Below are 25,025 nucleotides of genomic sequence, written 5' to 3' on the forward strand. Positions count from 1 at the left end.
CAGTCGAGATGACGACGATTTATCGTAGAACATACTTAAACAAAAAGCGGAGTGATCTCATCGATCAGCTCCGCTTTTTAGTTATAATGAGATTGATAGGCTTATTTAACCACCTGGAATGGAATATACAATCCAAAAGTGATGTTCCTACCTGGGTTGTAAACACCTAAATTCGGGTTTTCCTGGTCAAAACGACCTGGTTTAAATCTGCTTAACGCATCATAATATTTCTGGTTCAACAGGTTATTGGCCGAAACGGATAGCTTGACAGGTTGTTTGCCCAAATTAAAGGTTGCACCAATACCTGCATTTAACAACGTATAACCGCTGGTTGGTGTTTCGAACACTTCATCAACACGGGTTTGTTTAAATGCCGAGTTAATGCCTACAGATAGGTATGCATCATTTGTACCTTTAAGTTTAGGTTCGAAACGCAGCTCATTTCTCAATGTTCCGGCAGGAATAAATGAAAGCGGTCTGTTTAAGGTGTTGTTCTGTGCGTGCACGTATCCAAAAGTATTTTCGAAGTGGATAAATGGCACTGGGTGAATGGTTAAACTGGCCTCTGCGCCGTAAAGGTTTGCATTTACCTGTCCGTAGCGGTAAACATCATAAAGCGTACCGTCGGCTATTCTTTGTTCGCCGTTGTTTGATGCATAAATATAGTTATGGATATAGTTGTTATATATGCTTGCACTGGCGCTCACAATTTTTCCTTCATATTCTAAAGCCGCATCTACCTGATAACTGCGCTCAGGATTTAAGGCAGAATTACCAATCTCATATCTGAATGTACCTTCATGCACACCATTAGATCCTAATTCGGCAGGGTTTGGTGCGCGGAAAGCAGAACCTGCATTGGCTTTAAAGTTCCATTCTTCGTTAAATTGGTGGGTAAAGCCTAAGGCACCGCTTACATTAGAAAACTGATTTTTAAATGGTGCGAATCTTTCTTCGTCTTCTTCAAGAAGTTGCTTTCCGTTGTTTTTTCTAAAATCGTAACGGGCGCCGATACTAAAAGTACTATTTTCCCAGTTTTTTTTGGCGTAAGCAAAAGCGCCCAAACCAAAGGTATCATAAGCTGGAATTAAAAACTCTGTTCCTTTATTTTGGCTATGTGCATCATCTATACTGATGCCAAAAACAGGCTGCCATCCATTGGTTTCATGGATATAATACTTTAGGTCGGCATTGTAAGTTTTAAGATCGAAAAATAATGCGGGGTCTGGTCCGTCGAGTTCGCGGCGCTGGTTTTGCTGATAACCAAAATCAGCCTTTAAATTACCATTACCGAGGATGAAATTGTTGTTCAGGGCGATTTTAAAGTGCCTGATGTCCTGACGTGGATATTCCAGACTACGGTTTTTATTATCATCATTGGTGAATGGGCTACCATCTTCTCTTACAAAATTCCCATTGTCATCTAAATGCGGATCGTAAAAGCCAATATTATTATGGAAGTTGGAAACGTTTAAGTGAGTATAACCCCAGCTTTTGTTCAAGCCCACCATACCACTTAAATCGGTCTCGTTAAAACCCGAATTAGGGAAATAACCCGTAGGCGTTTTAAAAGAATAAGCATTTTTGTAGGTTCCACGGGCCCTCCAGACAAAACCGTTTTCGTTACCGTTTAACATCAATGAGTTGGCGGTAAGTCCGTTGTTGGTAGAATAATTGGTAATAAATTCTCCGTTTACCTGTCCTTCTGGTGCCGAACTTGGCTCTAATAGGTTAATTACTCCTCCAAGTGCATCAGAGCCGTATATTAATGATGCTGCGCCACGTAAAATCTCCACCCGGTCTGATTTAAACTGATCGATTTCGATGCCGTGCTCGTCGCCCCATTGCTGGCCCTGTTGTTTAATACCATCATCTAAAGTTACAATACGGTTATAGCCCAAGCCCCTGATCACCGGTTTAGAAATAGAAGGACCAGTAGTAATCTGCGATACACCAGGTACTTTAGCTAATGCATCGATTAAATTAGTGGATGGTTGCAATAACTGATCTTTGCCCACTATGGCTGATGACGCACTATTCCTTTTGCTTGTGCTGCTGATTAAACTTCCCGTGATTACGATCTCCTTTGTTTCTATAGCGGTAGGCTGTAGGGCAAATTCTAATCCGGCTGCGCTGGCCAGGTTTACCACTTGTGTAGCGGTTTTATAGCCTATGTAGTGTACCTCAACCAGGTAACTTCCTTTAGAAGGAAGGTTATTCAAGGTAAACTCTCCATCATTATTGGTTACAGAAGAAACTTTTAGGTCGGGAATAAAAATGGTAGCGCCAGGTAATGCTTGTTTTGTACTGGCATCAATAACCTTACCTTTTATATCCTTTAATAAGGAAGCGAAAGCAGTATTGCTTAATAATGTATATAGCATTACCAGGCCAATAAGCTGTAATTTTTTCATGTGTTGTGTGTAAATAAAATGAACGAAATACCAAAACAGAAGCTTAAATACAGCTGTTTTTAGTTTATCGGATAAATAATTTGATCAGCGCGGATGCGCTATAAGAAAAAAATTAAGCTAAAGGAGGGCCACGTAAACAAGTACGCTTTATTTCGGTAAAGGCATTTTTTAACGTAGGTTCGGTACGGTTGAAAATCTTGGCTGATAAAAAGATTCTGTAAATGTGGTGCGTTTGCACATAATTTTTTTCAAAACTAGCATTACAGATCAAACAGGTATCGCCATGTGCCTGTACGTGGCTAACATGTTTACAGTTGATCTCTTTCTGTATAATAGGAAGAGGATTATGGTGGTGAAGTACACTCCAAGGAGTTAAAGCAATAGCAAATACGATCAGCATAAATGCCGATAAATACTTGTTAATGTTTTGTCTATGCTTTTTCAATAGGCCAAAAGTAGTAATTCTTAAGCAATTATATATATTTACAAAGTAACATTGTATTTATAAGTGGTGTGACCTTCTATTTAATCGATAGTTTAATGTAAGAGGTACATAAATCTCATGATAAATTATTCAAATATCAATTGCAAGCCTGTTTTGTTATGATTTTCGATACAGAAATAAATAATTAATGAAATTCATCAGGAAAAATATATTCAACGCAGTATTGATCATTATCTTTTTGGTAATTGTTTTTGTTCCGGGTGCAAAAGCATTTTTTATTAAAGGCTTAATGGAGATCGGTTTTTATAAACTCAATGTTGAAACACCAAAAGAAAATGTTGTGGGCCTCAACGGTATCCGGTTTAAAGATGTAAAAGGGAATCTCATTGATCTTGGCGATTTAAAGGGCAAAGTTATTTTTCTCAACTTTTGGGCAACCTGGTGTCCGCCATGCAGGGCCGAAATGCCTTCGATTAATAAGCTTTACACACAATTTAAAGACGATAAAGGTATTGTATTTATTTTTGCTGATGCCGACGGTGATTTTGCTAAATCGGGCAGGTTTATGGCTGATCGTAAATATGCAATGCCAATCTATAAAGTAGAAAGTGATATTCCTGAAAAAGTATTTGCTGGTGCCTTGCCGACAACTGTTATTTTTGATAAGCAGGGCCGATTATCTTTCAAACATGAAGGTGTAGCCAATTATGCAGATCAAAAGATCATTGATTTCCTAAATCAGTTAAAAAGTACACACTAACTTTGACCGATAAAACCGCTCTTAATTCTAACCTCAATTAATAAATGACTGAAGAGAGAACAGCAGTTAATGCGCAAATTTTGACTACAGGGTAATCAATGATTTTGCTATTTTTGCCCCTATGATTTCATTTTTCGAGGCTTCGCTTAAGCAACTTTCCATCCACCACACAGGCAATAAATTACTTGAAGAGTACTACAGATTATCTGATGCCCCTCTTAAAATCGAAGATGAAATGTTGAGTAACCTGTTGTTGCAGTATTTCTTAAAGCCTTTCGAAAAGGTGAATGAAGTCTACCGGTTTTATCACCCCAATGATAATTTGGAATTGAACGAAGTATTCCATTTCGTTCATGAAATTTTCGAGAATAACGAACTTTTTCACGAAGATTCGCAGCAACTGGCCAAACATTTATACGATGTGGCTAACCATCCAAAAATTAAATCGGGCGAATTATATGTTGCCTATTTTGAAAAAGTGCAGATCGAAGGCGAACAATTGGATGTGGTTGGGATTTTTAAATCTGAAACGAAAGATACCTACCTAAAAGTTTATCCGGAACAGGATGGCTTTAATGTAAGTTACGAACAGGAAGCGATTAACATTAATAAGTTGGATAAAGGCTGTTTGATTTTTAATGTAGAAAGAGAAGAAGGCTATAAAGTGGTAGTACTGGATCAATCTAAGAGTAGCAGCGATTCTGCCGTTTATTGGAAGGATGAATTCTTAAAAATGAAAATCAGGAACGATAGTTATAACCAGACCAATAATGTTTTAGGGGTTTATAAAAACTTCGTCACGCAGAAGCTTGATGATGATTACGAAATCAGCAAAGCAGACAAAATAGACCTCTTAAACCGTTCAATGAAGTATTTCAAAGAAAAAGAGACTTTTGATATTGAAGAATTTGGAAATGAGGTAATTGGCAATGCCGAAGGAATCGAATCTTTCAAAAACTACAAGAAAAACTACGAAGAAGAGTACGAAAGCCCAATAGCCGATCATTTTGAGATTGCCGAATCTGCCGTTAAAAAACAGGCGCGTGCCTATAAAAGTGTATTAAAATTGGATAAGAATTTTCACATCTATATCCACGGCAATAAAGACATGATCGAGAAAGGTTATGACGATGATAAATCGATGAACTTTTATAAGGTATATTTTAGGGAAGAAGAGTAGGTGTTTGGAGTTGGGCGTTTGGAGCTTGGAGTTACCGGGCACGGTCTGGTAACTCCAAGCTCCAAACTAAATCCTGATTCCCCGTTCTGTGTCCTTGCCTGTCAGGAGAGTTCTAATTCCTCAGTCTGTGTCCTCAAAGACCAAGGATGCCGTGATAAGTCGTCTACATACTCAAGACTCCGGACTAAATCCGCTGTTGTGCCTTCAGTGCCAGATATTGATTGATTACATTTACGGTAAGCTTTTGTGGTGGTGTAAGGATAGCCAGAATACCATGTTGGTTCAATTCTTTAACCATTAGTTTTTTCTCGTAGATAAATTTCTCTGCAATGGTTTTATGATAAATGCCTTCTACATCTTTAGCCGGTTCCGTACTTAATCCTTTTAGTTCGGTATTTTCGAAAAACACGACCAAGAGTAAATGGTATTTGGCAATTCTTTTTAAGTATGGCAACTGTCTTTGTAGTGCCGATAAACTCTCAAAATTGGTAAAGAAAACCAAAAGACCGCGTTGTTTAACAACCGAACGGACTGTCGTATACAGAGCCTCGGGATTACTTTCCAGGTATCGTGTTTTTTCTTTGTAAAGTACGTTCATAATGTTGCCCAGCTGAGAGGCTTTACGGTCTGCAAGTACTATCGAACCGATCGTTTCGGATAGGGTCATTAAGCCCGCTTTATCTTCTTTAAGCATGGCTACTTTCGAAAGTGCAACGGTAGCGTTGATGGCGTAATCGAGTAAGCTCAGTCCTTCAAAAGGCATACGCATTACCCGCGATTTATCGATGATACAATAAATATGCTGCGATTTCTCATCTATATAAGTGTTTACCATTAAACTGCTTTTTCTTGCAGTAGCTTTCCAGTTAATGGTACGGATATCGTCGCCCCCAACATAATTTTTAATCTGTTCAAATTCACTACTTTGTCCTACCTTTCTGATTTTTTTAATCCCAAATTCGGTTAAATAGCGCGATGCTGCCATCAGTTCGTATTGGCCGAGATTGATGAATGAAGGAAAAACAGGTAGAATTTTGGCGCCATCAAAATTGTACCGGCGACTAATTAAACCCAAAGGCGAGCTAATATATGTTCTAATGAATCCAAAATCATATTCACCACGTTTGGTTGGGCGAAGATTATAATAGATCGATTTTATTTCTGCAGGTTTTAAATGAAGCTTAAAATCTTTATCCCTGATCTGAAACTGAAAAGGTATTTCGTCAATTACCCTTGCATTTACCCCAAAGCCATAATCATTTTTTATTTCGATCTGTATGGGGTTTTCATCACCATTGCTTAAACGTTTAGAAGTTAATCTTCTGGCTTCAATCCCCTGGTTATTACGGTATAGTATAAAAATATCGATTAAGAATAAAAGGATAACAACGCCTGTTGCAATTTCGGGGATATCGCCTAGCCAGTGAAAAAAGAACTTCAACAAAAAAAGTAGAATGCAGCATCCTAAGGCCGCAAATAAACGGTCGGTCAGGAACAGGTTGCTGTAATATTGCTGAAAGAATTTTTTCAATGTTATTTAATCGGTTAATTGTTTAAATTGGTTAAATGGCAACTGCCAACTGACAATCGGCAACTGATCATTTGCAATCACCTAATGTTCAACTCTGCTCAGGGCGACTTAAAGACTAATGACTACAGACTAAAGACTTTGAGCCTACCTTGGTATTTCTAATTTTTTAATAATCTGGTGGATGATATCGCTTGTGGTTAATCCTTCCATTTCCTTTTCAGGAGATAATAATACTCTATGAGCAAGTACTGGACTTGCAACGGCAATAATATCATCCGGTGTAATAAAATCGCGGCCTTGTATCGCAGCAAAAGCTTTGGCACTATGTACAATGGCTAGTGATGCCCTGGGCGACGCACCTAAGTAAAGCGACGGGTTGTTGCGTGTTTCGCTTACGATTTTGGCAATAAATTCCAATAGCTTCGGTTCCACAAATAAATTACGGATAACAGCCCTGGCCTCTAGGATCTGTTGAATGGACAATGCCGGTTTTACATCGCTCAGCAATGTTTTATTAACCAGATTGTGTTGTGCCATTAAAATGGCGGTTTCTTCCTCCAGTGACGGGTATTTAACCTCTATTTTAAATAAAAACCTGTCTAACTGCGCCTCAGGTAAACGGTAAGTACCTTCCTGTTCAATCGGGTTTTGAGTGGCCAGCACCATAAAAGGCTCATCCATGATATAAGTTTGCCCATCAATAGTTACCTGGCGTTCTTCCATCACTTCGAAAAGTGCGGACTGGGTTTTGGCCGGTGCACGGTTAATCTCATCAACTAAAATAATATTACCGAAAATGGGACCTTTTCTAAATTCAAAATCTCCTGTTTTGGTGTTAAATATTGGAGTTCCCAAAACATCAGATGGCATTAAATCGGGAGTAAACTGCACCCTTGAAAATTGGGCCTCTATTGATTTGGCAAGCAATTTTGCACTAAGCGTTTTAGCAACCCCTGGTACACCCTCAATTAAGATGTGGCCATCGGCAAGCAAACCAACAATCAAGAAATCAATAACCTGTTTTTGTCCGATAATGATATTTCCAAGTACCTGTCTGATCTGATTTACCGCTTCATTTAAGGCGCTTAAATCGGTGCGTGGGTTAAACTGTTCTTGTTCCATTGCTTTGCGTATTTTTATAAAACTGTTCTATACTTTGGTTTAAATAAATCAATTGGGTATCACTTAAGGCGTCCATGGTTGGCGTTTGCATAAAATGATTGGTAAGGGTTTTGGCCAGCGCTTCATTAATGCCTGTTTTCTCCATGAGTAACCGGGCAAAATTGCCGTCAATATCGTTGGTTTTCAGATAATATCTTGTTCTTAAATATTCCAAAAAATAGTTGATCTTTTTTAAGGCGATATCGAGGTTGTTGCGTTCGTGATAATAAACACTACCCACTACATGAACAAATGCCAACGAAGAGTTGGTAAGCGGATCGGCAATTGGGATAATTCTTTGCCTCCGTTTGATATCGTATAACACAAAAATGATCAAGCTGAATATGGCCAGATAATATGCGTATTTGAGTTCAGGGTGTTTAAAGAATACCCTAAGCATATCGGTAGTGGTGGTTTTTTGTGCAGAAAAATACTCATCAAAAATGAGCTGCCGGGTTCCATGTAAATAACTTAAGGTTTTAGCCGCATATTCTGCACCATACTTATCCAGCAGATTAAAATTAGTGTAAAAACCGGGCTCGGCAATTAAGTATAGATTTCCTTTGCCATAGCTGTAACGGACAAAGTTAGGTTTCCTGTCTCCATTTATACCGAGTACAGTAGCCTTGCTGGTATCGACTTTATTGTAATATTGACTACCGATCCCTCTTTCAAAACCATAGTTTGCCTCGGTTTTCAGGTTTGGATTAGTAAAATTCAGCGTGTTCCCTTCAGCAGACATGGAGCTAAGCGCTTGTAGTTTGAGGTTTTTTTCTATTTTCCCCAGATCATAACTGGCAATAAAAACATCATTACCAGTCTGCATAAATTTAACCAGCTGATCAAAGTCTGTTTTGCTGATCTCTGCCTGTTGGGCAACGATTAAGTATGCCGTTTTGTTAAAATTTTTGTCTTTTAAAGTATTGTAAATGGCAGTTTTAGCTTGTCTAATCGTTGCTCCTGGTAAAATATCCTTTATCCGGTGGTACAAAATATATGTTCCATACGGAATTTTATCCTTTACTGCGTAGGTGGGTGCCCAGTTTGTGGGGGTGGGTTTGTTGTACTGGGCAACCAAATAAAGGAGGATCAGTATAACACCAATAATCAAATATATTTTATACCCTTTCATTTAATCTGGCTGTTAAACTGGTTAAACGATTGGTTAATAGGTTCAAATTTTACTTCATCAATAGGGAAATCGCCATACCAAATATAATCGAACTGCAGGGTAAGCTTACCAAAATCATTTCTGAGTTCAGGTTTATTAATTTCCATTAAATAATTGTAATTGGTTTTATCGGGCTGCCAATGGATGATTTCGGCATCACTTAGTTTTTTTAGTGCCCTTAAATATAAAAGCCTAACAGCCAGGCGGAATTTTCTTTCGGCAACCAATCTTTGCAGTTCCTGTTCATAATCAATCTCATGGATGTTTTCGGTAATCACATCGTATGGAAGGATTGTTGCTTTCGATTTTTTCCTGAATATGTTCTCCGCTCCAATAGCTTTGATTACGATAAACAAAATAAGCGCTATGCCTAGTCCGATAAAAATATACCTCGAAACTAAATTAGAGGTTGCACCCTGAATAAATGAGCCAATCAAATGCCAAAACCACCTCCACCATTTATCCCACCACGACAGTTGCTGCTCCCCAATTTCATCATATTGAAATTCCTTCTGCTCTTTATAACTGCTGATAGAATCTTTATCGAATTTTGATGGGGTAATTTGAGCACTGTCAATCCTGATTGCCTTAATAATAGGTTTAGGCTGAATATGCTGTGCTTTGCTGATTACAGGAATAAAAAACAAAAGAGAAGCAAGAAGATATCGGAATAGTGCGCGCTGCATTTTAATATTCTTCAGGTCTGGTGTCAATAGGTTTTTCGGTATCACCAAAATTAGAAATCCTTTCCATTAATCCCGTGTTTTCCTTTTGCTCCACCAAACTGAAATAGGCCAATGAAATGGTAATAACGGGGATGATGGTAAACACCTGACACAACGACTGCAAAACCGTTGTAATCATGGTGAGTGTTAATGACATGTGCGGACTTTTATGGGTAAACATCCCAATCATATTAAACAGGCTGGTAGGCAGAATAATCATGCTCATGCAGGCATAAACAATAATCCATACCACGATCAGCGTGCCAAAGGTAATCCAGAAATTATCTTTTATAATATGGAAACTTCTGCTAAAAGAATAGCCAAAGGAGCCATTTTCAATAACCATTATGGGATAAATCATGGTCACATAGGGAAATAACCAAAAGCCGGGCACAAGGCAAAACATAAAAGCGATGAGCAACATGATGATCAGTAAAACAGAACTTCCAAAAATCCTGAAGAAGTAATATTTAAAGTATCCCCATACCTCATCCGTTGTAGGTGCCTGGTTGCCTTTTTTTACGTATATGGCTATATAAGAAAGTATGGCAACACTCATACTGGTATACGAGGCCAAAGAGAACAAAATAGAAAGAAAATATTCTATTCCATATAATGAAGAGAAACCTAAGCCATTGCTATTTCTACCATTACCGATGGTATTGATAATATTAACCATTTTGTATTGTTGCATTAACATGGTTAACATGCTGGCCAGTACAAATAAACCGCAAAATGTAAAGTATATTTTGATCAGCGGCTTAAAATTTTGGCGCATAAAAGTAAAAGTATCATTGATCACCTGTCCGAAATCTCTTCTTTTCTTGAATTCAATTTTCCCTAACATGTTCGCGTTGCTTGTTATGATAGATTTTAATGGGATAAATAAATATATACCAGATGATAAAAGCTGCAGATGATAATAAAATCAGTGCACTTAGCCATACAGGCATTTCAGTATGCCGGGTAACAAAGCTTTCAAAAAATGCGGCCACGATAAAAATTGGGATCAGACCTATTACAATTTTTAATCCATCTTTAGCGCCTTTTAATACAGAGGCCATTCGGGTATAGGTTTTAGGGAATAAAAGGCTATTGCCCAAAACTAAACCTGCTGCACCCGCCAAAACAATTGCGGATATTTCCAATGTCCCGTGAATCCAGATTACCAGAACCGATTGAAAGCCCAGGCCTTTGCTGAAAAAGAAATACTGGAACGAGCCGAGCATAATCCCGTTCCTGAATAACGAAACAATAGATCCAAAAGAAAATATGATGCCCAAAACAAAAGTATATAACGCAACGAAGATGTTATTGGAGCCGATCTGCAAAAACATCATCAATTCATTGCGCTGCTTATATACCCCAAAAGGATCGCCTTTTGCAATGTTTTCGTTCGTCATATTTACATAGGCGTCGCCCATAATCAAACGAACAAAAGTATCGTCGTATTTGGCCGATAGGGCGCCAATGGCACAGGAAACCAGGAAAAATGCCAGCGCATAAAACACCTGTTTTCTGTGTTGCAAGAATATTAAAGGAAGTTCGGTTTTCCAGAAATGAATAAAGCGGTTCGATTTTTCCTTTTTGTTTTTGTAAACAGCTTGATGTAATTTGGAAGCTAAGCCATTGAGATACGCGGTAGTTTTCGAATTTGGATAAAACGTTTTTGAGTATGCTAAATCGTTGGTGATCTCGATAAACTGATTGGCCACCTCATCAGGATTTGCCTGTGGCATGGAATCGTAGTGCTGCCACTTCTTCGAATTCTGTTTAACAAATAATGCTTCTCTCATTTAAAGGCGTTACCAAATCGTGGGTTAAAATAGCTAAATTTTTACGGAAATAAAACCCGAATCATTCCCCGATGTTTTACCTCGTCAAAATAAATATACATAAATGAACAAGCTAAGTTGAAAATATAATAAAACTTTAGTTTAAAAAAACAATGATTTGTCTGCAGCTATTATCTTTAAAAAAAATTATGTTTGAATAATATGGATAGCATCAGAATTAGCACGGCTCAGAATATTGATATTGATTACGAAATTGCTGGTCTCGGAGAACGGATAGCTGCAAGGTGTATCGACCTGGCCGGATTTGCAATCCTTGCAATAATTACCCTGGTGGTTACGGGCGCTGCTCAAATGGCAATGTCGGGAGGTGCAGCAATGGTTATTTTATTTATTTTCCTGGCCGTTTTTGTTTTTTATGATCTGGTTTGTGAGATCACCATGGATGGGCAAACTTTTGGAAAAAAGGTGCTAAAAATCAAGGTGATCAGCATAGATGGTACCCAGCCAACCTTTGGTCAGTATATTTTTAGATGGTTATTCCGGATGATTGATTTTGGCTTTCCTTTTGGCTGGGGCGTTGTTGCACTGGTTTCGGTTGCGATTACTAAAAACCACCAGCGTTTGGGAGATTTACTGGCCAAAACAACCTTAATTAAAACCAAACCCCGTACGGAATTGGCCAATGTAGCATTCAGTTTTAATTTGCCTGAAGAATATGAACCGCAGTTTAAAGAAGTGCTGCATTTAAATGATCGGGACGTAGAACTTATTCATGAAGTGTTAACCAGTTATTATCAAACAGGTAATGCAGATTTAATTTATGCCATGGCGGCTAAAACCAAAGCCCATATTTTGGCAAACATTCCGGCAGGAATTAACGAGTTACAGTTTTTAGAAACGGTGTTAAAGGATTACAATCACCTTACGGCTAACATGAGTGTTTAGCTAAAAAACATTTTTTGTAAATAGCAGATCATTACAAAATTACCAACAACCATAACCAATATTTTAATGGTAAAGGAACGCTGTTTAAACTGAAATTTATACAATAGACCAGCTGTGATAAATAAAAACAGCAGGGGAATGGTAGGAGGGTAAAGTGACCAGCTTTTGGATAAATCGCCTTGCATAAGCGCGATAAAAGATCTTTGAAAGCCGCAACCCGGGCAGTCGATTCCGGTTAAAGCTTTAAATGGGCAGGGGATTAAATGATTTTGCAGCCAACCAACCAGGTTGATTAAGCTGCAAAATATAAATATGATAAACATTCTAAATTATACTACTGGTGGAGTATCATTGGGATTGTTTTGATGATCGGTTGGTTTGTTAAAAGGATTGTTGGTGCTGTTAAACGGGTTGTTTGGATTATTAAAAGGATTATTTCCAAAACCACTATTTTGCGCTTCTGCCGCAGATGGTCCTAGGTATTTAGCATCCCCAAAGCCTAAAATTGGCCAGAAAATGTAAGGGAAAATAACCATACCAACCGTAAAACCTTCTGATTTGCCAAAGCTTTTGCTCACCAAATTGTAAAGCCAGATGGCAAATACAATGTTAACACAAGGAATGATCAACCATAAAATCCAGATCATGGGTTTACCAACAATTTCTAATAAAATAATTAAATTGTAGATAGGGATAATGGCTGCCCAGCCTGGTTTGCCCGCTTTTTCGAACACTTTCCACATGCCTACAATCATGATTACGATTATGGCAAGATATACGATTGCAATACCCCCTCCAATGCCCGCGGCTACTCCGCTCGATTCATACTCATTCATAAATTACTGTTTTTAAAGGTGATTAATTTAAATTGTCGAACTAAAGTAATTTTTTTTATTCAAAAATGGAATAAATGAGTATTTAATTATTTCAACACGGCAGCTACCTTTGTTGATATCGAGGAAGCCCATTCAGCATACATTTTAGCGCTAGGGTGTAATCCGTCGTCTGCTACTAGTGACAGATCAGTTGCTGCATTTCTGGATGCAGGGGTAATGTTGGTATAGCTCACGCCTGCTGCCAGCGTTATTTCCTGATTTGCCGCGTTAAAACTATCAATTTCAGTGGCAACAGTTTGCGTGTTTCTTCCTGAGTTTTTGCCGAAAGGAGTAGCGCCCCAATCGGGTATGGAAACCACAAAAACCCTGGTTTTATTGCCACCTGCATAAGCAATTGCCGTTTGTAACAATTCTGAGAATTCCTTTTTATAGGTGCTTAAAGGGTAACCCCTATATTGATTATTTACACCAATTAAAAGCGTAACAAAACTGAAAGTGCCGTTTAAATTTTCCCTTTTGATGGCCGCCTGAAGCTCGTCGGTTGTCCAGCCTGTAGTGGCAATAATTTTAGGATTGGCTACGGTGATGTTTTGGGCTTTTAATAAACCTTGAAGCTGGTAAGGAAAAGATGCTGCCTGCTTAACCGACTCACCGATTGTATAAGAATCGCCAAGGGCTAAATAAGTGAAATTTCCTGTTCCGTTTGAAGGAGTTGTAGTTTGATTAGTTGCCGGCTCGTTAATCATGGGGGCTTGTTTTGTACAGCCCGAAGTTAAGAAAGAAAATAAAATGGCGCTTAATAAAATCTTCATAACCTGATCTACGAAGTAGCCCCGAGCCTGGTTTTATCGTTTATTCAACCAGATTCATCTTAAACAGTCCGGCAATATGGTTTTTCAGTTTGCTTTTTACTTCTTCCATATCCAGCTGATAGCCCAGTTCCTGAGCTAAAGAAGTTACCGCTTTATCATCAATACCGCAGGGAACAATATTTTTGAAATAATCTAAATCTACATTTACATTAAAGGCAAAGCCATGCATGGTAACCCAACGGCTGCAGCGCACGCCCATGGCACAGATTTTACGTGCCTTTTCATTGTCGGCATCCAGCCAAACTCCGGTAAAACCCGGATAACGGCCGGCTTCTATCCCGTAGTCCTTTAAGGTAAGGATAATGGCTTCCTCCAGTGTACGTAAATATAAATGGATATCGGTAAAGAAATTATCGAGATCGAGAATAGGGTAACCTACAATCTGCCCCGGACCATGATAAGTAATATCGCCACCCCGGTTTATTTTGTAGTAGGTGGCTTGTTTATCTTTTAATCCCTGCTCATCCAATAATAAGTTTTCGGGATGCCCGCTTTTGCCTAGCGTATAAACATGCGGATGTTCGCAAAATATAAGATGGTTTGGCGTAGGCTTATGGGTGTTATTTATGCGGTTTTCTGTTTTAATGGCCACCGTTTTGTTGAGCAGATCTTCCTGTTGATCCCAGGCTTCCTGATAATCTGTTAAGCCCCAGTCTGCAAAGGTGGTTGGTTTTAAACCTGTGGCAATTGCTTTGTCCGCTGTCTCGTTCATCTCCAATATATATTAAGAATTGCCGGCTACATAGCCCAGCATGTAACCGTCTTTTGTTTTAAAGTAATTAATGGTCAGCTCCCGCGTGCCCGAAGGCAGTTCTACCAATGCATTTAATGAGCCTTCGTTTTTTAGCTTAAAAGGTTTAATATGAATATGCTGCTTAAATTCCAATCCTTTTTTGCCATGCCACTTATAAACAGCTTCTTTGGCACACCAGGCTACGTATAAGCCATCCGTATTATCGCCAATCTGTTTTTGGGCAAGTTCTAAATCACTTAAAAACTTATGTTTAATGCTTTTTATTTTATGTTTAATGAGTTCGATATCGATACCAACGGGGTGGTCTTTGCTAATCATTACAGCAGCATAATCATAAGAATGGCTTAATGAGATATGGTAATCGAAATTAACCAGATAAGGTTTGCCATGCTCATCAAACTGACAGTCGATATATTCTGTTGTATTCAGCATTGTTCTCAACAGCAACCTTGTACTTAACCAGTGCAGTAACCTTTTGCCGCTGTTTAACGATGAAATAATATCATGTTCATGCTGCTTAAGCTGCAGCCCGGCCAACAACTCTTCTTCCGTTTCCTCAATTTTCCAAATGGCTAAAACAGAATGCTGATCAATATTTTTGTGGTAAATTATTGGCATTGATTAAATTGGAGATTACATGCAAAATTATCTTAAATAAATGATAATTTAGGCCAAAAATACGTATAAAAATGATATTATCTGATAGCAGGATATTAGAAGAAATGGAGAAGGGAACAATCATCATTGAGCCTTTTAAACGCGAATGTTTAGGAACCAACTCGTATGATGTTCATTTAGGGAAATATCTGGCTACCTATAAAAGCCGCGTGCTTGATGCAAAGGCACATAACGAAATCGAACATTTCGAAATTCCTAAAGATGGTTATGTACTTTACCCGGGCACGCTATACCTTGGTGTTACTGTAGAATATACCGAAACCCATGGACATGTACCTTTTTTAGAAGGCAAAAGCAGCACTGGTCGCTTAGGTATTGATATCCATGCCACAGCAGGTAAAGGAGATGTTGGTTTTTGCAATACCTGGACATTGGAAATATCGGTAGCACAACCTGTAAAAATTTATGCCGGAATGCCTATCGGGCAATTGATTTATTTTGTTGTTGAGGGTAAAATTGAAACGATGTACAATGCAAAAGGTAACGCAAAGTACAACAATAAAACTACCAGACCAGTAGAAAGCATGATGTGGAAGAATAAGTTCTAGACTTTATTTGAAGCATACCGCATGCCAAAAGCTTAAGGCTTGAAAGCAAAAAATAAACTTAATCGAATGGTCGTCATTATAAGGAGGAACAACAATGCAATCTTTCATGCTAACGATTTATTTGATAAAGATTGCTTCGTCGGCTGAAGCCCTCTTATAATGGCTTTTATATGAGCGTCTGGATAATCAAAGTGATTTTCAACATATAAGATATATGAGCGCATATAAGTTTAAAACGTCATCTTCATTTTTTCAGGACAGCGCCCTGATGGGTACTCGCAATGAAGATTTTTTATAGAAAACCGGAGCCGCCGCTGCTGTCGGTTTTATCATTGGTGGTCAGTTCTCCAGGCACAAACCTTTGTTCCTAAATCCGATTAAGCGGAATAGCCCGGAGCGTAGCGAGGACTATAAGCGAAAGCGGGACTGAGGCTGCCAAGTGTTATGGACTGCTCATTTCCACGTCTTTTAATATATAATATTTCAAAGAAATGAATGGCGCTTTTAATTACACTGATGGCGCTTTCATTTAATGAATAAAACATTTTTGAAATGGTTAACTAAAAACTTAGAAGTGAAACTAAATTTCATGCTTACTTCATAAAAGTATGCCTTAGGTTTTGTACCTTGACACGTATTTATTTGTACCCTAACCACATGAAACTTAAAATTACTCTCGCCATTAGTTTTCTATCTGTGCTTATTATTTTTGGCGCATTTAAAATGGATGATGATCCATTTAGTCAGCTCTTACAGAAGCTAGATGATTATACCAGTAAATATCCTCAGGAAAAAGTCCATCTTCATTTAGATAAGCCATATTATGCCATTGGAGATGATATCTGGTTCAAGGCTTATGTGGTGAACACTAAAACCTCGGCTCCCTCTGGTATCAGCAAAATCCTGTATGTAGAGCTGATCAATGAAAAAGATTCGCTAAAAAAACAAGTTAAATTACCTATTATGGGCGGAATTACCTGGGGCGATTTTAAGCTAACCGATTCACTTGCCGAAGGTAATTATAGAATCAGGGCCTATACCAACTATATGCGCAATTTTGGCACCGAATTCTTTTATGATAAGACCATTAAGATCGGAAATAGCTGGGCTAACAAAGTTTTTACCAAAACCGCTTATAATTTTACCAAAGAGAACAATGCCGATAAAGTTACTGCAACCATTCATTTTGAAGATAAAAATGGTGTTGCTTATAGCCAGAACGAAGTAAGTTATGATGTACAGTTGGATTACCGCTCGGTTAGTAAAGGGAAAGTTAAAACCAGTTTAACGGGCGATGCCGTGATTAATTTTACCAATAATCAGCCCTTTCAAAATAAATCCGGAAAAATTATTGCCACCATAACACTCGATAATAAACAAAAGGTGATCAAATCTATACCGATTACCTCAACCTCTAATGATGTAGATGTGCAGTTTATGCCAGAAGGAGGCACCCTTGTTGAAGAACTTCCACAAAAATTAGCCATCAAAGCGGTAGGATCCAATGGCCGTGGTGAGGATGTGCAGGGTAGCATTATAGATGAAACGGGAAATGAAGTAACTACTTTTTCTACCGATTACCTGGGGATGGGAAGTTTCGTATTTAATAGTCAGGCAGGTAGATCATATTCAGCAAAAATTAAGTACAAAGATGGGTCTGAAAAGACGCTTAAACTTCCGGTAGCTGTTAAAAGCGGTTATGCGCTTTCTGTAAATGCTTTAGATACGGGTAAGGTAGTGGTTAAAATTATGGCCAGTGCAGATCTTACAAACGGAACTGAACTAAAAGTTGTCGCCCAGCAAGGTGGCAATGTATATTATGGCTCCAAAGCCAAAATGGATAAGCAAGTATTGATAGCCAGTATTCCAAAAAAGGATTTACCGGCAGGCATTGTTCAGTTTACTTTGTTTTCGAGCAATAATCAGCCTATGGCCGAACGTTTGGCTTTTATAAACAACAAGTCAGAATTAATTGACGTATCGCTTAATTCATCTGGTGTATCATCCTCAAAAAGAGGAAAAGCGACTTTTACTTTCAATGCAAATAATGATAACAAACCCGTTTTAGGTAGTTTTTCGGTAGCAGTTACCAATGCTGCAAAAGTTACTCCTGATGAAAAAAATGAATCGAATATTCTTACTTCACTATTACTTACTTCTGATCTGACAGGGTATGTAGAGCAGCCCAACCATTATTTTCTAAAAGATGATCTCCAAACACAAAAAGAACTTGATAATTTAATGCTAACCCAGGGTTGGAGAAGATTTCTTTGGAAGAACATTATCAATAATGTTGGTCCTAACATTACGTATAAGCCTGAGCAGTCTATTAGCATTAGCGGAACGGTGATGAAAGGCAATAAGCCTGTCTCTGGTGGCAAAGTGATGCTTATGGCCACAAAAGGCACCATGTATATTTTGGATACAGTAACCAATGCCGAAGGTAAATTTGTTTTCGATAATTTAAGTTTTGGCGACAGTACAAAATTTGTAGTTCAGGCAAGAACTAAAACGGAACGGAAATTTGTTGACATTAATGTTGATATTGTTCCCGGGCAGATTGTAACAAAGAATAAAAATGGAGCCGATGTTGATATCAATGTAAACAATACTTTAATGAAGTACATTAAAGAAAGTGATAACTATTTTAATGAGATGACCCGTTTGGGCTTACTGGAGCGAACCATTAAACTTGAGGAGGTGACCATTACCGAAAAGAAAAATCCGGCTAAAAATTCATCAAACCTAAACGGAGCCGGTAGAGCCGATTTTGTAATGACGGCCGACCAGTTATCCACCTGCGTTACCTTATCTCAATGTTTGCAGGGCCGTTTACCAGGTGTGATTTTTAGAGGCAATGTACCATACCTGATGCGCAGTCAAGATACGCCGATGGGTATTATTGTTGATGGGATGCAAATGGAGGCCGATTTTCTGGATAACGTTTCCCCTATGGATGTAGAATCTATCGAGCTGCTAAAAAGTATTGGTAATACCGCCATCTATGGTTCACGGGGCGGCGGCGGGTTACTTATAATCACCACTAAACGTGGTGATGGTGGCAGGAGTGTAGATCGGTATGCGCCTGGAATTGTAACACTTAATCCTAAAGGATTTACGGTTTCACGAGAATTTTATTCGCCAAAATACGATACAGCAAGCCCTGGCAACAGGCCCGATTTAAGGACAACCATTTATTGGAACCCTCAGGTTGTTACAGATAAAGACGGTAAAGCACAATTCGAATTTTATAATGCAGATGAGCCTGGTACCTATCGCGTAGTAATAGAAGGAATAGACGCTGCAGGGCATCTGGCCAGAAAAGTTTACACTTATGATGTTAAATAGAGAAAAATAGATAAATTTGAATTAGTATGCATGCATAGTTTATGCTGTGCTATATTCGTCTTGATACTGGATTCTTAAATCTTGATACTATTTAAATATGAATACAATAAAAGTAAGTGTTAAAGATCGCCTGGCAACCATCACATTAGATAGAGGTAAATCAAATGCCTTAAACAGGGAGTTGATTACCGAGCTAAACGATATGCTTAAAAATATTGCTGCCGATGATAACATTGGTGGTATAATATTAACCGGAACAGCACCTTTCTTTTCTGCTGGATTGGATTTGGTCGAACTTTATAACTACAACGAAGAAGAGGCTAAATCTTTCTGGCAGTTGTTTTTGGATTTTACAGCCAATATGGTTTCCTTTAAAAAACCGATGGTTGCTGCGATTAGCGGGCATAGCCCGGCAGGCGGTTGCGTAATGGCATTAGCCTGCGATTACCGGGTAATGGCAGAAGGGCAATACATTATAGGCTTAAACGAAGTTCCGGTAGGTATTATCGTACCCAATAGTATTTTTCAATTATATGCTTTTTGGATCGGTAAAGCTGAAGCCACCCGCAGTTTGCTTTCTGGTAAATTGTATAATCCTGAAGAGGCGTTAAAAGTTGGCCTGGTAGATGAATTGGTTAAAAACGAGAGTTTATTAACAGCAGCCGAACGCAAGATTAAAAAATATATGGAACTCGAAAGCAATACCTGGTCGCAAAGTAAAGTAAATATTCGCGAAGAGCTGATTGCTGCAGTATCTGCTGACCAATCTGCTACTTTAGAAAAAATGCTGGCACAATGGTGGTCGCCCGCAACGCGCCATATTTTACAAACTATTTTAGCTAACCTGCAGCGGAAGTAGTGAATAGTTTTCAGGTGGCAGTTCACAGTTGGCAATCCGCTTTGAACAGTCAATCATTTGCAACAATTGATTAATTTTAACATATAAATCTTTCAGCAATTAACCGATTTCAACACTTAACCATTTAACCAAATTATGATGTTCAACTATAACTCGCCAATGCTCAGAGAAGATGCTTTAAAAGGAAAAACCATTGTAATTACAGGTGGCGGAACGGGACTTGGTAAAGCGATGGGTGTTTATTTTTTGAAGTTGGGCGCTAATTTGGTTATTACCAGCCGCAAGCAGGATGTGTTGCAAAAAACTGCTGATGAAATGGAAGAAAAAACAGGCGGCAAAGTGTTGGCGGTAGCCTGCGATGTGCGGGAAATTGAACAGGTAGAAAATGTACTGGCAAAAACGTTAGCTCGGTTTGGTACTGTGGATGTATTATTGAACAATGCTGCAGGTAATTTTATTTCTCCTACAGAACGATTATCAGCCAATGCCTTTTCGTCCATTATTGATATCGTGTTAAAAGGAACGGTTAACTGTACACTTACCTTTGGTAAACATTGGATTAAGGAAAAACAGGCAGCAACTGTTTTAAATATTGTTACTACTTACGCTTTTACAGGCTCCGCCTATGTTGTGCCATCGGCCTGTGCAAAAGGTGGTGTGTTAGCCTTAACAAGATCTTTGGCTGTAGAGTGGGGCAAATATGGTATTCGTACCAATGCAATTGCTCCGGGTCCATTTCCAACCAAGGGCGCCTGGGAGCGTTTGCTGCCGGGCGATTTAGCTAAAAAATTCGATTTTAAAAACCGTGTTCCGCTAAAAAGAGTTGGCGATCACCAGGAACTCGCCAATTTAGCTGCATTTCTGGTAAGCGATTTTTCGGGCTACATTAATGGTGAAGTCATTACTATTGATGGTGGCGAGTGGTTGCAGGGGGCAGGCCAGATGAATGGTTTGGAAGCAATCCCGAATGAAATGTGGGATATGCTGGAGCAAATGACGCGAAGCGCGAAATAAGCAAAGACCTAAGATGGGAAATGGAGGCCGATGGTTACATCATCCATCTTACCTTTACCATCTTACATTTTTATTTATCTTTGCCGGTATGAATATCTTACTTTTAGGTTCAGGCGGCAGAGAAAGCGCATTCGCTTGGAAAATGAGCCAGTCATCGCACTGCGATAAACTAATTATTGCTCCCGGTAACGGTGGTACAGGGGCTTATGGTACAAATATCAACATTAATGTAAACGATTTTGATGCCATCAAAAAAGTAGTGCTTACCGAAAACATCGGACTCGTTGTTGTAGGCCCTGAAGAACCTTTGGTAAATGGTATTCATGATTTTTTCCTTGCCGACAAGGCCATTGCACACATTCCCGTTATCGGACCTAAAAAAGAAGGTGCTATTTTAGAAGGGAGCAAAGATTTTTCTAAACAGTTTATGGAGCGTCATGGTATTCCTGCTGCGGCTTCAAAATCTTTCACGGCAGAAACTTTGGAAGAAGGCCTGATTTATCTGCAAAACCATGCTTTACCCGTTGTTTTAAAGGCTGATGGTTTAGCAGCAGGTAAAGGGGTGTTAATCTGTACCGAAACCATCGAAGCCCAGGAAGAATTAAAGCAGATGTTGGGTGGTAAATTTGGTGCAGCCGGGGCAACGGTAGTAATTGAAGAGTTTTTAAGCGGTATAGAACTTTCGGTGTTTATTTTAACTGATGGTGAAAATTATATTACATTACCTTCTGCTAAAGATTATAAAAGGATTGGCCAGGGCGATACCGGTCTGAATACCGGGGGTATGGGGTCAGTTTCTCCCGTTCCTTTTGCTACACCGGAATTTTTGGCTAAAGTGGAAGAACGTATTATTAAACCAACGGTTGATGGTTTAAAGAAAGATCATATTGATTACACCGGTTTCATCTTTTTCGGACTGATCAAAGTAGGGGAAGATCCATTTGTAATCGAATACAATGCACGCATGGGCGATCCTGAAACCGAAAGCGTGATCCCTAGAGTGGAAAACGACTTGGTGGAGCTGTTTGTAGCTACTGCTCAAAAGAAATTAAATCAGGTTAATCTGGTTATTTCTGAACAAACAGCTGCTACTGTAATGATTGTTGCCGGTGGTTATCCGGGCGATTACCTAAAAGGTAAAACCATTACCGGAATCGAGAACCTTCGTCATTCTAGTGCATTCCACGCCGGTACGTTGTTAGAAAATGATGTGGTAAAAACAAATGGAGGCAGGGTAATTGCCATTACCAGTTTACAAAAAGACTTATTTACTGCTTTACAGTCGGCAACCGCTGATGCAGGCAGGATTTATTTCGATGGTAAATATTTCAGAGAAGATATCGGGTTCGATTTGATTTAATGTAAGATAGTTTGAAAAAAATACTCAAGAAGATTTCCGAAACGGCAATTAAACAAGGGGAATTTAGTTTTACTACTGAACAGGTCGAAAACAAGTGGTTAGGTAATCCACCAGCCGCCCCAGCCGAAATAACAGCAGCTGAAACAAGATTAGGAATAACGTTTCCGGCAGATTATAAAGAATTTCTGCTGATTACCAATGGATTTAAGACACCAAATGAAAATGTTGATCCATCGTTTTCCAAAATAGGTGATGTAGCATTTTTAAAGAATGTAGATTCACAGTTAATTGAAATCTGGGCAGAAAATGAGGAGTTGCTGGATGTAGCGATTAAACTTGCCAGGAGTATTATTGTGGGTGGAGTAGAGGAGGAGCAGTATTTTCTGTTAATCCCTCCTTTAAGCGAAAACGCCGATTGGGAATACTGGAAATTCGCATCATGGATTCCTGGAGCAGACCCCTACGAGGGACTTGAAAATTATTTCATTAATGTATTGGATTTCTTAAAATCCGCTTAATAACTTTTTCTTTAAAATGAAGAAAGTCCCGGTTTTAGCTGGGACTTTCTCTTTTAATGCGAATTTTTTATTTCGATTTACTTCCTAATAATTCCTGAAGTTTATCTTGTAAAGCTTGTTCTCTTAAACCTTTAGCGATAATTTTACCTGTTGGATCAATTAAGAAATTAGCCGGGATTGATTGGATACCATACATTTGAGCCACTTCATTGTTCCAGCCGTTCAAATCAGATACATGTGTCCAGGTTAACTTGTCGGCCTCAATGGCTTTTTGCCATGCTGCTTTGGTTGTTCTGGTATTTCCTCCATCCAACGAAACACCCAATACAGTGAAGCCCTTATCTTTAAATTTGTTGTAGGCTACTACTACATTTGGGTTTTCCTGGCGGCATGGGCCACACCATGAGGCCCAAAAATCTACCAGTACGTATTTGCCTTTAAAATCGGATAATTTAACCGGTTTTCCAGCCGTATCAACCTGAGTAAAGTCCATCGCCATAACGCCTACAGCCGTTTTTCTGCCAGCTTCAAATATCTGAGCAATTTTTTTACCTGTCGGGGTTGCCTTTAATTCTGGCGACAATGCAACAAAAGCCTTTTCTGCAGCGGCAGCCTGATCAGGATCTGAAGTCAACTGGCTTATTGAAGTTAGGCTTATAAATGATTTCGGGTTGCTGCTAGCAAACTGTAACAATAATGGGGGCATGGCTGCAGCTTCCTTTTCATAACGGGCGCCTAAAGCTTCCATAACAGCCTTGTCTTTTTTTTGCTCTGGTGTATAACCTGCGTATTCCGCATTAATTGCGGCAAGTTTATCGGCCACTGGTTTTGTTAATGTTTTTAATTTCTTTGCATCATCATTAACAGCAGAACCTGTAATTGTTGCATTTTTTAAAGAATCTGCCGCAGCCAGTTTTATATTTCCCGGTTCTACATAAAGTGATAAACCATCTAATTTTTCACCTTGTGCAGGGCGGTTTACATAAGGGTTTTTGTTTAAAAAAAGACTTCCCTGTACAGGGTTCATCAATGTTCCTTTAAATGCAAAGGCACCATTTGTCACTGTTGCAGAATCTGTGACATTTTTGCCGTCACCCTGATAGATCAAATAAACCTTATCTCCGGTTTTCAATCCTTTGATGTCGCCGTTAACTGTGAATGGCTTCTGCGCCAATGCTGCAAATGGCAACAAAGCCATTGCTGATAATAATATTTTTTTCATCTGTATTAATTATTTTCATTAGTTATCATGATTTGTAACTTAGAAAATCATGATGTTTTTTATGAGGTTGGTTTATTCCTATTCAAATATAGAAAATCTGTATCGCTAAAACGTAAATAGCTGTGTAAAATTATGGCAGGCTCTTTAGATCATCATTTAAGCCCCGATCTTATGGATTTCCAGCGCACGTATATCTTTAATATTTAAAATCTCAGTTACATCTTTTTCTACATAGGTTTGTATATAATTGGTAAAATATATATATGGTGCTATATCACGATCGTAAATAGCAGGATAGAAACCTTTAATACAGGCCCCTGCAAATGAATGTTGAAGTAAGTTGACCTTAAGCTCAGATAGATCAAAAGGTAAAAGTTAAAATAGTGCCACCCTGCCCGCAAGACTTTGTGTGATGCCATGCATTAAATGGAAATTTTGTGAGCCCGATAAAATAAACTGTCCCATTATTTTAGATTCATCGACTATGCCTTGTAAGTAAGAAAAAAGTAATGGGACTCTTTGCACTTCGTCAAAAATTACCTTATCATGATATTCAGTTAAAAAGCCATTAGGGTCTTCGGTTGCAAAAGTCCTAACATCTGGGGTTTCAAGCGAAACGTATTGTAATCACTAAATATATTCTTTAATAATGTGGTCTTTCCTGATTGCCTTGGACCGGTAACTGCAATAACAGGAAATTTACTTTTTTGTTGATCAATATGTTTTCTTATCTGCCTTTTAACTAATTGTTGCATAGCAAGTTGTTTTAGTAAAAATTACTAAAAAAAAGTAAATACATACTAAAGCTACTTTGAAATTACACGGCTTTCATTTTGAAATTACACAAGATCAACTTTGAAATTACACGGATTTAACTTTGAAATTGCA

Annotated in this window: 24 protein-coding genes and 1 pseudogene; 9 read left to right on the forward strand and 16 right to left on the reverse strand. The window is 38.6% G+C overall.

The window, feature by feature from the left end; translation table 11 throughout:
• Nucleotides 1-101: 101 nt before the first annotated feature.
• Together ABEG20_RS19540 and ABEG20_RS19545 are read right to left on the reverse strand one after the other, a co-directional pair.
• Nucleotides 102-2,414, reverse strand: a complete 2,313-nt coding sequence (locus ABEG20_RS19540) for a TonB-dependent receptor (protein ID WP_406824907.1) — start codon at nt 2,412-2,414, stop codon at nt 102-104.
• A gap of 112 nt (nt 2,415-2,526) precedes the next feature.
• Entirely contained in the window at nt 2,527-2,859 is a 333-nt protein-coding gene (locus ABEG20_RS19545) for a hypothetical protein (protein WP_406824908.1), read from the reverse strand.
• Between the two features lie 187 nt (nt 2,860-3,046).
• Between ABEG20_RS19545 and ABEG20_RS19550 the strand changes: the two genes are divergently transcribed.
• Together ABEG20_RS19550 and ABEG20_RS19555 are read left to right on the forward strand one after the other, a co-directional pair.
• Nucleotides 3,047-3,619, forward strand: a complete 573-nt coding sequence (locus ABEG20_RS19550) for a TlpA family protein disulfide reductase (protein ID WP_406824909.1) — start codon at nt 3,047-3,049, stop codon at nt 3,617-3,619.
• A 121-nt stretch (nt 3,620-3,740) separates the two neighbouring features.
• Nucleotides 3,741-4,799 (forward strand): nucleoid-associated protein, encoded by a 1,059-nt coding sequence (locus ABEG20_RS19555; protein ID WP_406824910.1) that lies wholly within the window; start codon nt 3,741-3,743, stop codon nt 4,797-4,799.
• A gap of 184 nt (nt 4,800-4,983) precedes the next feature.
• Here the strand turns inward: ABEG20_RS19555 and ABEG20_RS19560 are convergent, their stop codons facing one another.
• The 6 genes from ABEG20_RS19560 to ABEG20_RS19585 all read right to left on the reverse strand — a co-directional run bounded on the left by ABEG20_RS19560 (nt 4,984) and on the right by ABEG20_RS19585 (nt 11,183).
• On the reverse strand, nt 4,984-6,330 hold the full coding sequence (locus ABEG20_RS19560) for a DUF58 domain-containing protein (protein ID WP_406824911.1): 1,347 nt from the start codon (nt 6,328-6,330) through the stop codon (nt 4,984-4,986).
• Nucleotides 6,331-6,474: 144 nt separating this feature from the next.
• Nucleotides 6,475-7,452: an AAA family ATPase gene (locus tag ABEG20_RS19565; protein WP_406824912.1), complete on the reverse strand. Its 978-nt coding sequence runs from the start codon at nt 7,450-7,452 to the stop codon at nt 6,475-6,477.
• Nucleotides 7,433-8,623, reverse strand: a complete 1,191-nt coding sequence (locus ABEG20_RS19570; protein ID WP_406824913.1) for a DUF4350 domain-containing protein — start codon at nt 8,621-8,623, stop codon at nt 7,433-7,435. The genes ABEG20_RS19565 and ABEG20_RS19570 overlap by 20 nt, the downstream gene beginning before the upstream one ends.
• Entirely contained in the window at nt 8,620-9,348 is a 729-nt protein-coding gene (locus tag ABEG20_RS19575; RefSeq protein ID WP_406824914.1) for a DUF4129 domain-containing protein, read from the reverse strand. Before ABEG20_RS19575 ends, ABEG20_RS19570 begins: the two co-directional genes overlap by 4 nt.
• Nucleotide 9,349: 1 nt before the next feature.
• Nucleotides 9,350-10,234: a hypothetical protein gene (locus ABEG20_RS19580; protein ID WP_406824915.1), complete on the reverse strand. Its 885-nt coding sequence runs from the start codon at nt 10,232-10,234 to the stop codon at nt 9,350-9,352.
• On the reverse strand, nt 10,218-11,183 hold the full coding sequence (locus ABEG20_RS19585; RefSeq protein ID WP_406824916.1) for a stage II sporulation protein M: 966 nt from the start codon (nt 11,181-11,183) through the stop codon (nt 10,218-10,220). The genes ABEG20_RS19580 and ABEG20_RS19585 overlap by 17 nt, the downstream gene beginning before the upstream one ends.
• A 201-nt stretch (nt 11,184-11,384) precedes the next feature.
• On the opposite strand from ABEG20_RS19585, the gene ABEG20_RS19590 reads away from it, so the two are divergent.
• Entirely contained in the window at nt 11,385-12,128 is a 744-nt protein-coding gene (locus tag ABEG20_RS19590) for an RDD family protein (RefSeq protein ID WP_406824917.1), read from the forward strand.
• Here the strand turns inward: ABEG20_RS19590 and ABEG20_RS19595 are convergent.
• From ABEG20_RS19595 to ABEG20_RS19615, 5 genes are all read right to left on the reverse strand, one after another.
• Nucleotides 12,125-12,451, reverse strand: coding sequence for a DUF2752 domain-containing protein (locus tag ABEG20_RS19595; protein WP_406824918.1), 327 nt, complete (start codon nt 12,449-12,451; stop codon nt 12,125-12,127). The two genes, ABEG20_RS19590 and ABEG20_RS19595, sit on opposite strands and share 4 nt — an antisense overlap.
• Nucleotides 12,452-12,457: 6 nt before the next feature.
• On the reverse strand, nt 12,458-12,964 hold the full coding sequence (locus ABEG20_RS19600; RefSeq protein WP_406824919.1) for a DUF5684 domain-containing protein: 507 nt from the start codon (nt 12,962-12,964) through the stop codon (nt 12,458-12,460).
• Nucleotides 12,965-13,050: 86 nt separating this feature from the next.
• Nucleotides 13,051-13,776, reverse strand: coding sequence for an SGNH/GDSL hydrolase family protein (locus ABEG20_RS19605; RefSeq protein ID WP_406824920.1), 726 nt, complete (start codon nt 13,774-13,776; stop codon nt 13,051-13,053).
• Nucleotides 13,777-13,816: 40 nt separating this feature from the next.
• Nucleotides 13,817-14,548 (reverse strand): lipoyl(octanoyl) transferase LipB, encoded by a 732-nt coding sequence (gene lipB, locus ABEG20_RS19610; RefSeq protein ID WP_406824921.1) that lies wholly within the window; start codon nt 14,546-14,548, stop codon nt 13,817-13,819.
• A 12-nt stretch (nt 14,549-14,560) separates the two neighbouring features.
• Nucleotides 14,561-15,208, reverse strand: a complete 648-nt coding sequence (locus ABEG20_RS19615) for a 4'-phosphopantetheinyl transferase family protein (protein WP_406824922.1) — start codon at nt 15,206-15,208, stop codon at nt 14,561-14,563.
• A gap of 71 nt (nt 15,209-15,279) precedes the next feature.
• Here ABEG20_RS19615 and dcd point away from each other — a divergent pair, with 71 nt between their 5' ends.
• Entirely contained in the window at nt 15,280-15,816 is a 537-nt protein-coding gene (dcd, locus tag ABEG20_RS19620; protein ID WP_205057644.1) for a dCTP deaminase, read from the forward strand.
• Nucleotides 15,817-16,193: 377 nt separating this feature from the next.
• On the opposite strand, the gene ABEG20_RS19625 is transcribed toward dcd, so the two are convergent.
• Nucleotides 16,194-16,361, reverse strand: a complete 168-nt coding sequence (locus ABEG20_RS19625; RefSeq protein ID WP_406824923.1) for a hypothetical protein — start codon at nt 16,359-16,361, stop codon at nt 16,194-16,196.
• Nucleotides 16,362-16,473: 112 nt separating this feature from the next.
• Here ABEG20_RS19625 and ABEG20_RS19630 point away from each other — a divergent pair, with 112 nt between their 5' ends.
• The 5 genes from ABEG20_RS19630 to ABEG20_RS19650 all read left to right on the forward strand — a co-directional run bounded on the left by ABEG20_RS19630 (nt 16,474) and on the right by ABEG20_RS19650 (nt 22,915).
• On the forward strand, nt 16,474-19,164 hold the full coding sequence (locus ABEG20_RS19630) for a TonB-dependent receptor plug domain-containing protein (protein ID WP_406824924.1): 2,691 nt from the start codon (nt 16,474-16,476) through the stop codon (nt 19,162-19,164).
• A 97-nt stretch (nt 19,165-19,261) separates the two neighbouring features.
• Nucleotides 19,262-20,023, forward strand: a complete 762-nt coding sequence (locus tag ABEG20_RS19635) for an enoyl-CoA hydratase/isomerase family protein (protein ID WP_406824925.1) — start codon at nt 19,262-19,264, stop codon at nt 20,021-20,023.
• Nucleotides 20,024-20,161: 138 nt separating this feature from the next.
• The gene (locus ABEG20_RS19640; RefSeq protein ID WP_406827404.1) at nt 20,162-21,037 is read left to right on the forward strand and encodes an SDR family oxidoreductase; all 876 of its coding nucleotides are present in this window, start codon (nt 20,162-20,164) and stop codon (nt 21,035-21,037) included.
• Between the two features lie 88 nt (nt 21,038-21,125).
• Nucleotides 21,126-22,397, forward strand: a complete 1,272-nt coding sequence (gene purD / locus ABEG20_RS19645; protein WP_406824926.1) for a phosphoribosylamine--glycine ligase — start codon at nt 21,126-21,128, stop codon at nt 22,395-22,397.
• Nucleotides 22,398-22,408: 11 nt separating this feature from the next.
• Nucleotides 22,409-22,915 (forward strand): SMI1/KNR4 family protein, encoded by a 507-nt coding sequence (locus ABEG20_RS19650; protein WP_406824927.1) that lies wholly within the window; start codon nt 22,409-22,411, stop codon nt 22,913-22,915.
• Between the two features lie 67 nt (nt 22,916-22,982).
• Here ABEG20_RS19650 and ABEG20_RS19655 read toward each other — a convergent pair whose 3' ends face one another.
• Both ABEG20_RS19655 and ABEG20_RS19660 read right to left on the reverse strand, forming a co-directional pair.
• Nucleotides 22,983-24,137, reverse strand: a complete 1,155-nt coding sequence (locus ABEG20_RS19655) for a redoxin domain-containing protein (RefSeq protein WP_406824928.1) — start codon at nt 24,135-24,137, stop codon at nt 22,983-22,985.
• Between the two features lie 375 nt (nt 24,138-24,512).
• Nucleotides 24,513-24,892: pseudogene (locus ABEG20_RS19660) on the reverse strand (ATP-binding protein).
• Nucleotides 24,893-25,025: the final 133 nt, after the last annotated feature.

Source organism: Pedobacter sp. KACC 23697 (genome assembly GCF_045348445.1).
In the GTDB taxonomy this organism is placed as follows: Bacteria; Bacteroidota; Bacteroidia; order Sphingobacteriales; family Sphingobacteriaceae; genus Pedobacter.

Bases quoted from the DNA above. Each gene is read 5' to 3' on its own strand.
- ABEG20_RS19565 (WP_406824912.1), bottom strand. From the start codon at position 7,452: ATGGAACAAGAACAGTTTAACCCACGCACCGATTTAAGCGCCTTAAAT.
- ABEG20_RS19635 (WP_406824925.1), top strand. From the start codon at position 19,262: ATGAATACAATAAAAGTAAGTGTTAAAGATCGCCTGGCAACCATCACA.
- ABEG20_RS19605 (WP_406824920.1), bottom strand. From the start codon at position 13,776: ATGAAGATTTTATTAAGCGCCATTTTATTTTCTTTCTTAACTTCGGGC.
- dcd (WP_205057644.1), top strand. From the start codon at position 15,280: ATGATATTATCTGATAGCAGGATATTAGAAGAAATGGAGAAGGGAACA.
- ABEG20_RS19580 (WP_406824915.1), bottom strand. From the start codon at position 10,234: ATGTTAGGGAAAATTGAATTCAAGAAAAGAAGAGATTTCGGACAGGTG.
- ABEG20_RS19575 (WP_406824914.1), bottom strand. From the start codon at position 9,348: ATGCAGCGCGCACTATTCCGATATCTTCTTGCTTCTCTTTTGTTTTTT.
- ABEG20_RS19615 (WP_406824922.1), bottom strand. From the start codon at position 15,208: ATGCCAATAATTTACCACAAAAATATTGATCAGCATTCTGTTTTAGCC.
- ABEG20_RS19630 (WP_406824924.1), top strand. From the start codon at position 16,474: ATGAAACTTAAAATTACTCTCGCCATTAGTTTTCTATCTGTGCTTATT.
- ABEG20_RS19640 (WP_406827404.1), top strand. From the start codon at position 20,162: ATGTTCAACTATAACTCGCCAATGCTCAGAGAAGATGCTTTAAAAGGA.
- ABEG20_RS19600 (WP_406824919.1), bottom strand. From the start codon at position 12,964: ATGAATGAGTATGAATCGAGCGGAGTAGCCGCGGGCATTGGAGGGGGT.
- ABEG20_RS19555 (WP_406824910.1), top strand. From the start codon at position 3,741: ATGATTTCATTTTTCGAGGCTTCGCTTAAGCAACTTTCCATCCACCAC.
- lipB (WP_406824921.1), bottom strand. From the start codon at position 14,548: ATGAACGAGACAGCGGACAAAGCAATTGCCACAGGTTTAAAACCAACC.
- ABEG20_RS19570 (WP_406824913.1), bottom strand. From the start codon at position 8,623: ATGAAAGGGTATAAAATATATTTGATTATTGGTGTTATACTGATCCTC.
- ABEG20_RS19595 (WP_406824918.1), bottom strand. From the start codon at position 12,451: ATGTTTATCATATTTATATTTTGCAGCTTAATCAACCTGGTTGGTTGG.
- ABEG20_RS19655 (WP_406824928.1), bottom strand. From the start codon at position 24,137: ATGAAAAAAATATTATTATCAGCAATGGCTTTGTTGCCATTTGCAGCA.
- ABEG20_RS19540 (WP_406824907.1), bottom strand. From the start codon at position 2,414: ATGAAAAAATTACAGCTTATTGGCCTGGTAATGCTATATACATTATTA.
- ABEG20_RS19625 (WP_406824923.1), bottom strand. From the start codon at position 16,361: ATGTTTTATTCATTAAATGAAAGCGCCATCAGTGTAATTAAAAGCGCC.
- ABEG20_RS19590 (WP_406824917.1), top strand. From the start codon at position 11,385: ATGGATAGCATCAGAATTAGCACGGCTCAGAATATTGATATTGATTAC.
- purD (WP_406824926.1), top strand. From the start codon at position 21,126: ATGAATATCTTACTTTTAGGTTCAGGCGGCAGAGAAAGCGCATTCGCT.
- ABEG20_RS19585 (WP_406824916.1), bottom strand. From the start codon at position 11,183: ATGAGAGAAGCATTATTTGTTAAACAGAATTCGAAGAAGTGGCAGCAC.
- ABEG20_RS19550 (WP_406824909.1), top strand. From the start codon at position 3,047: ATGAAATTCATCAGGAAAAATATATTCAACGCAGTATTGATCATTATC.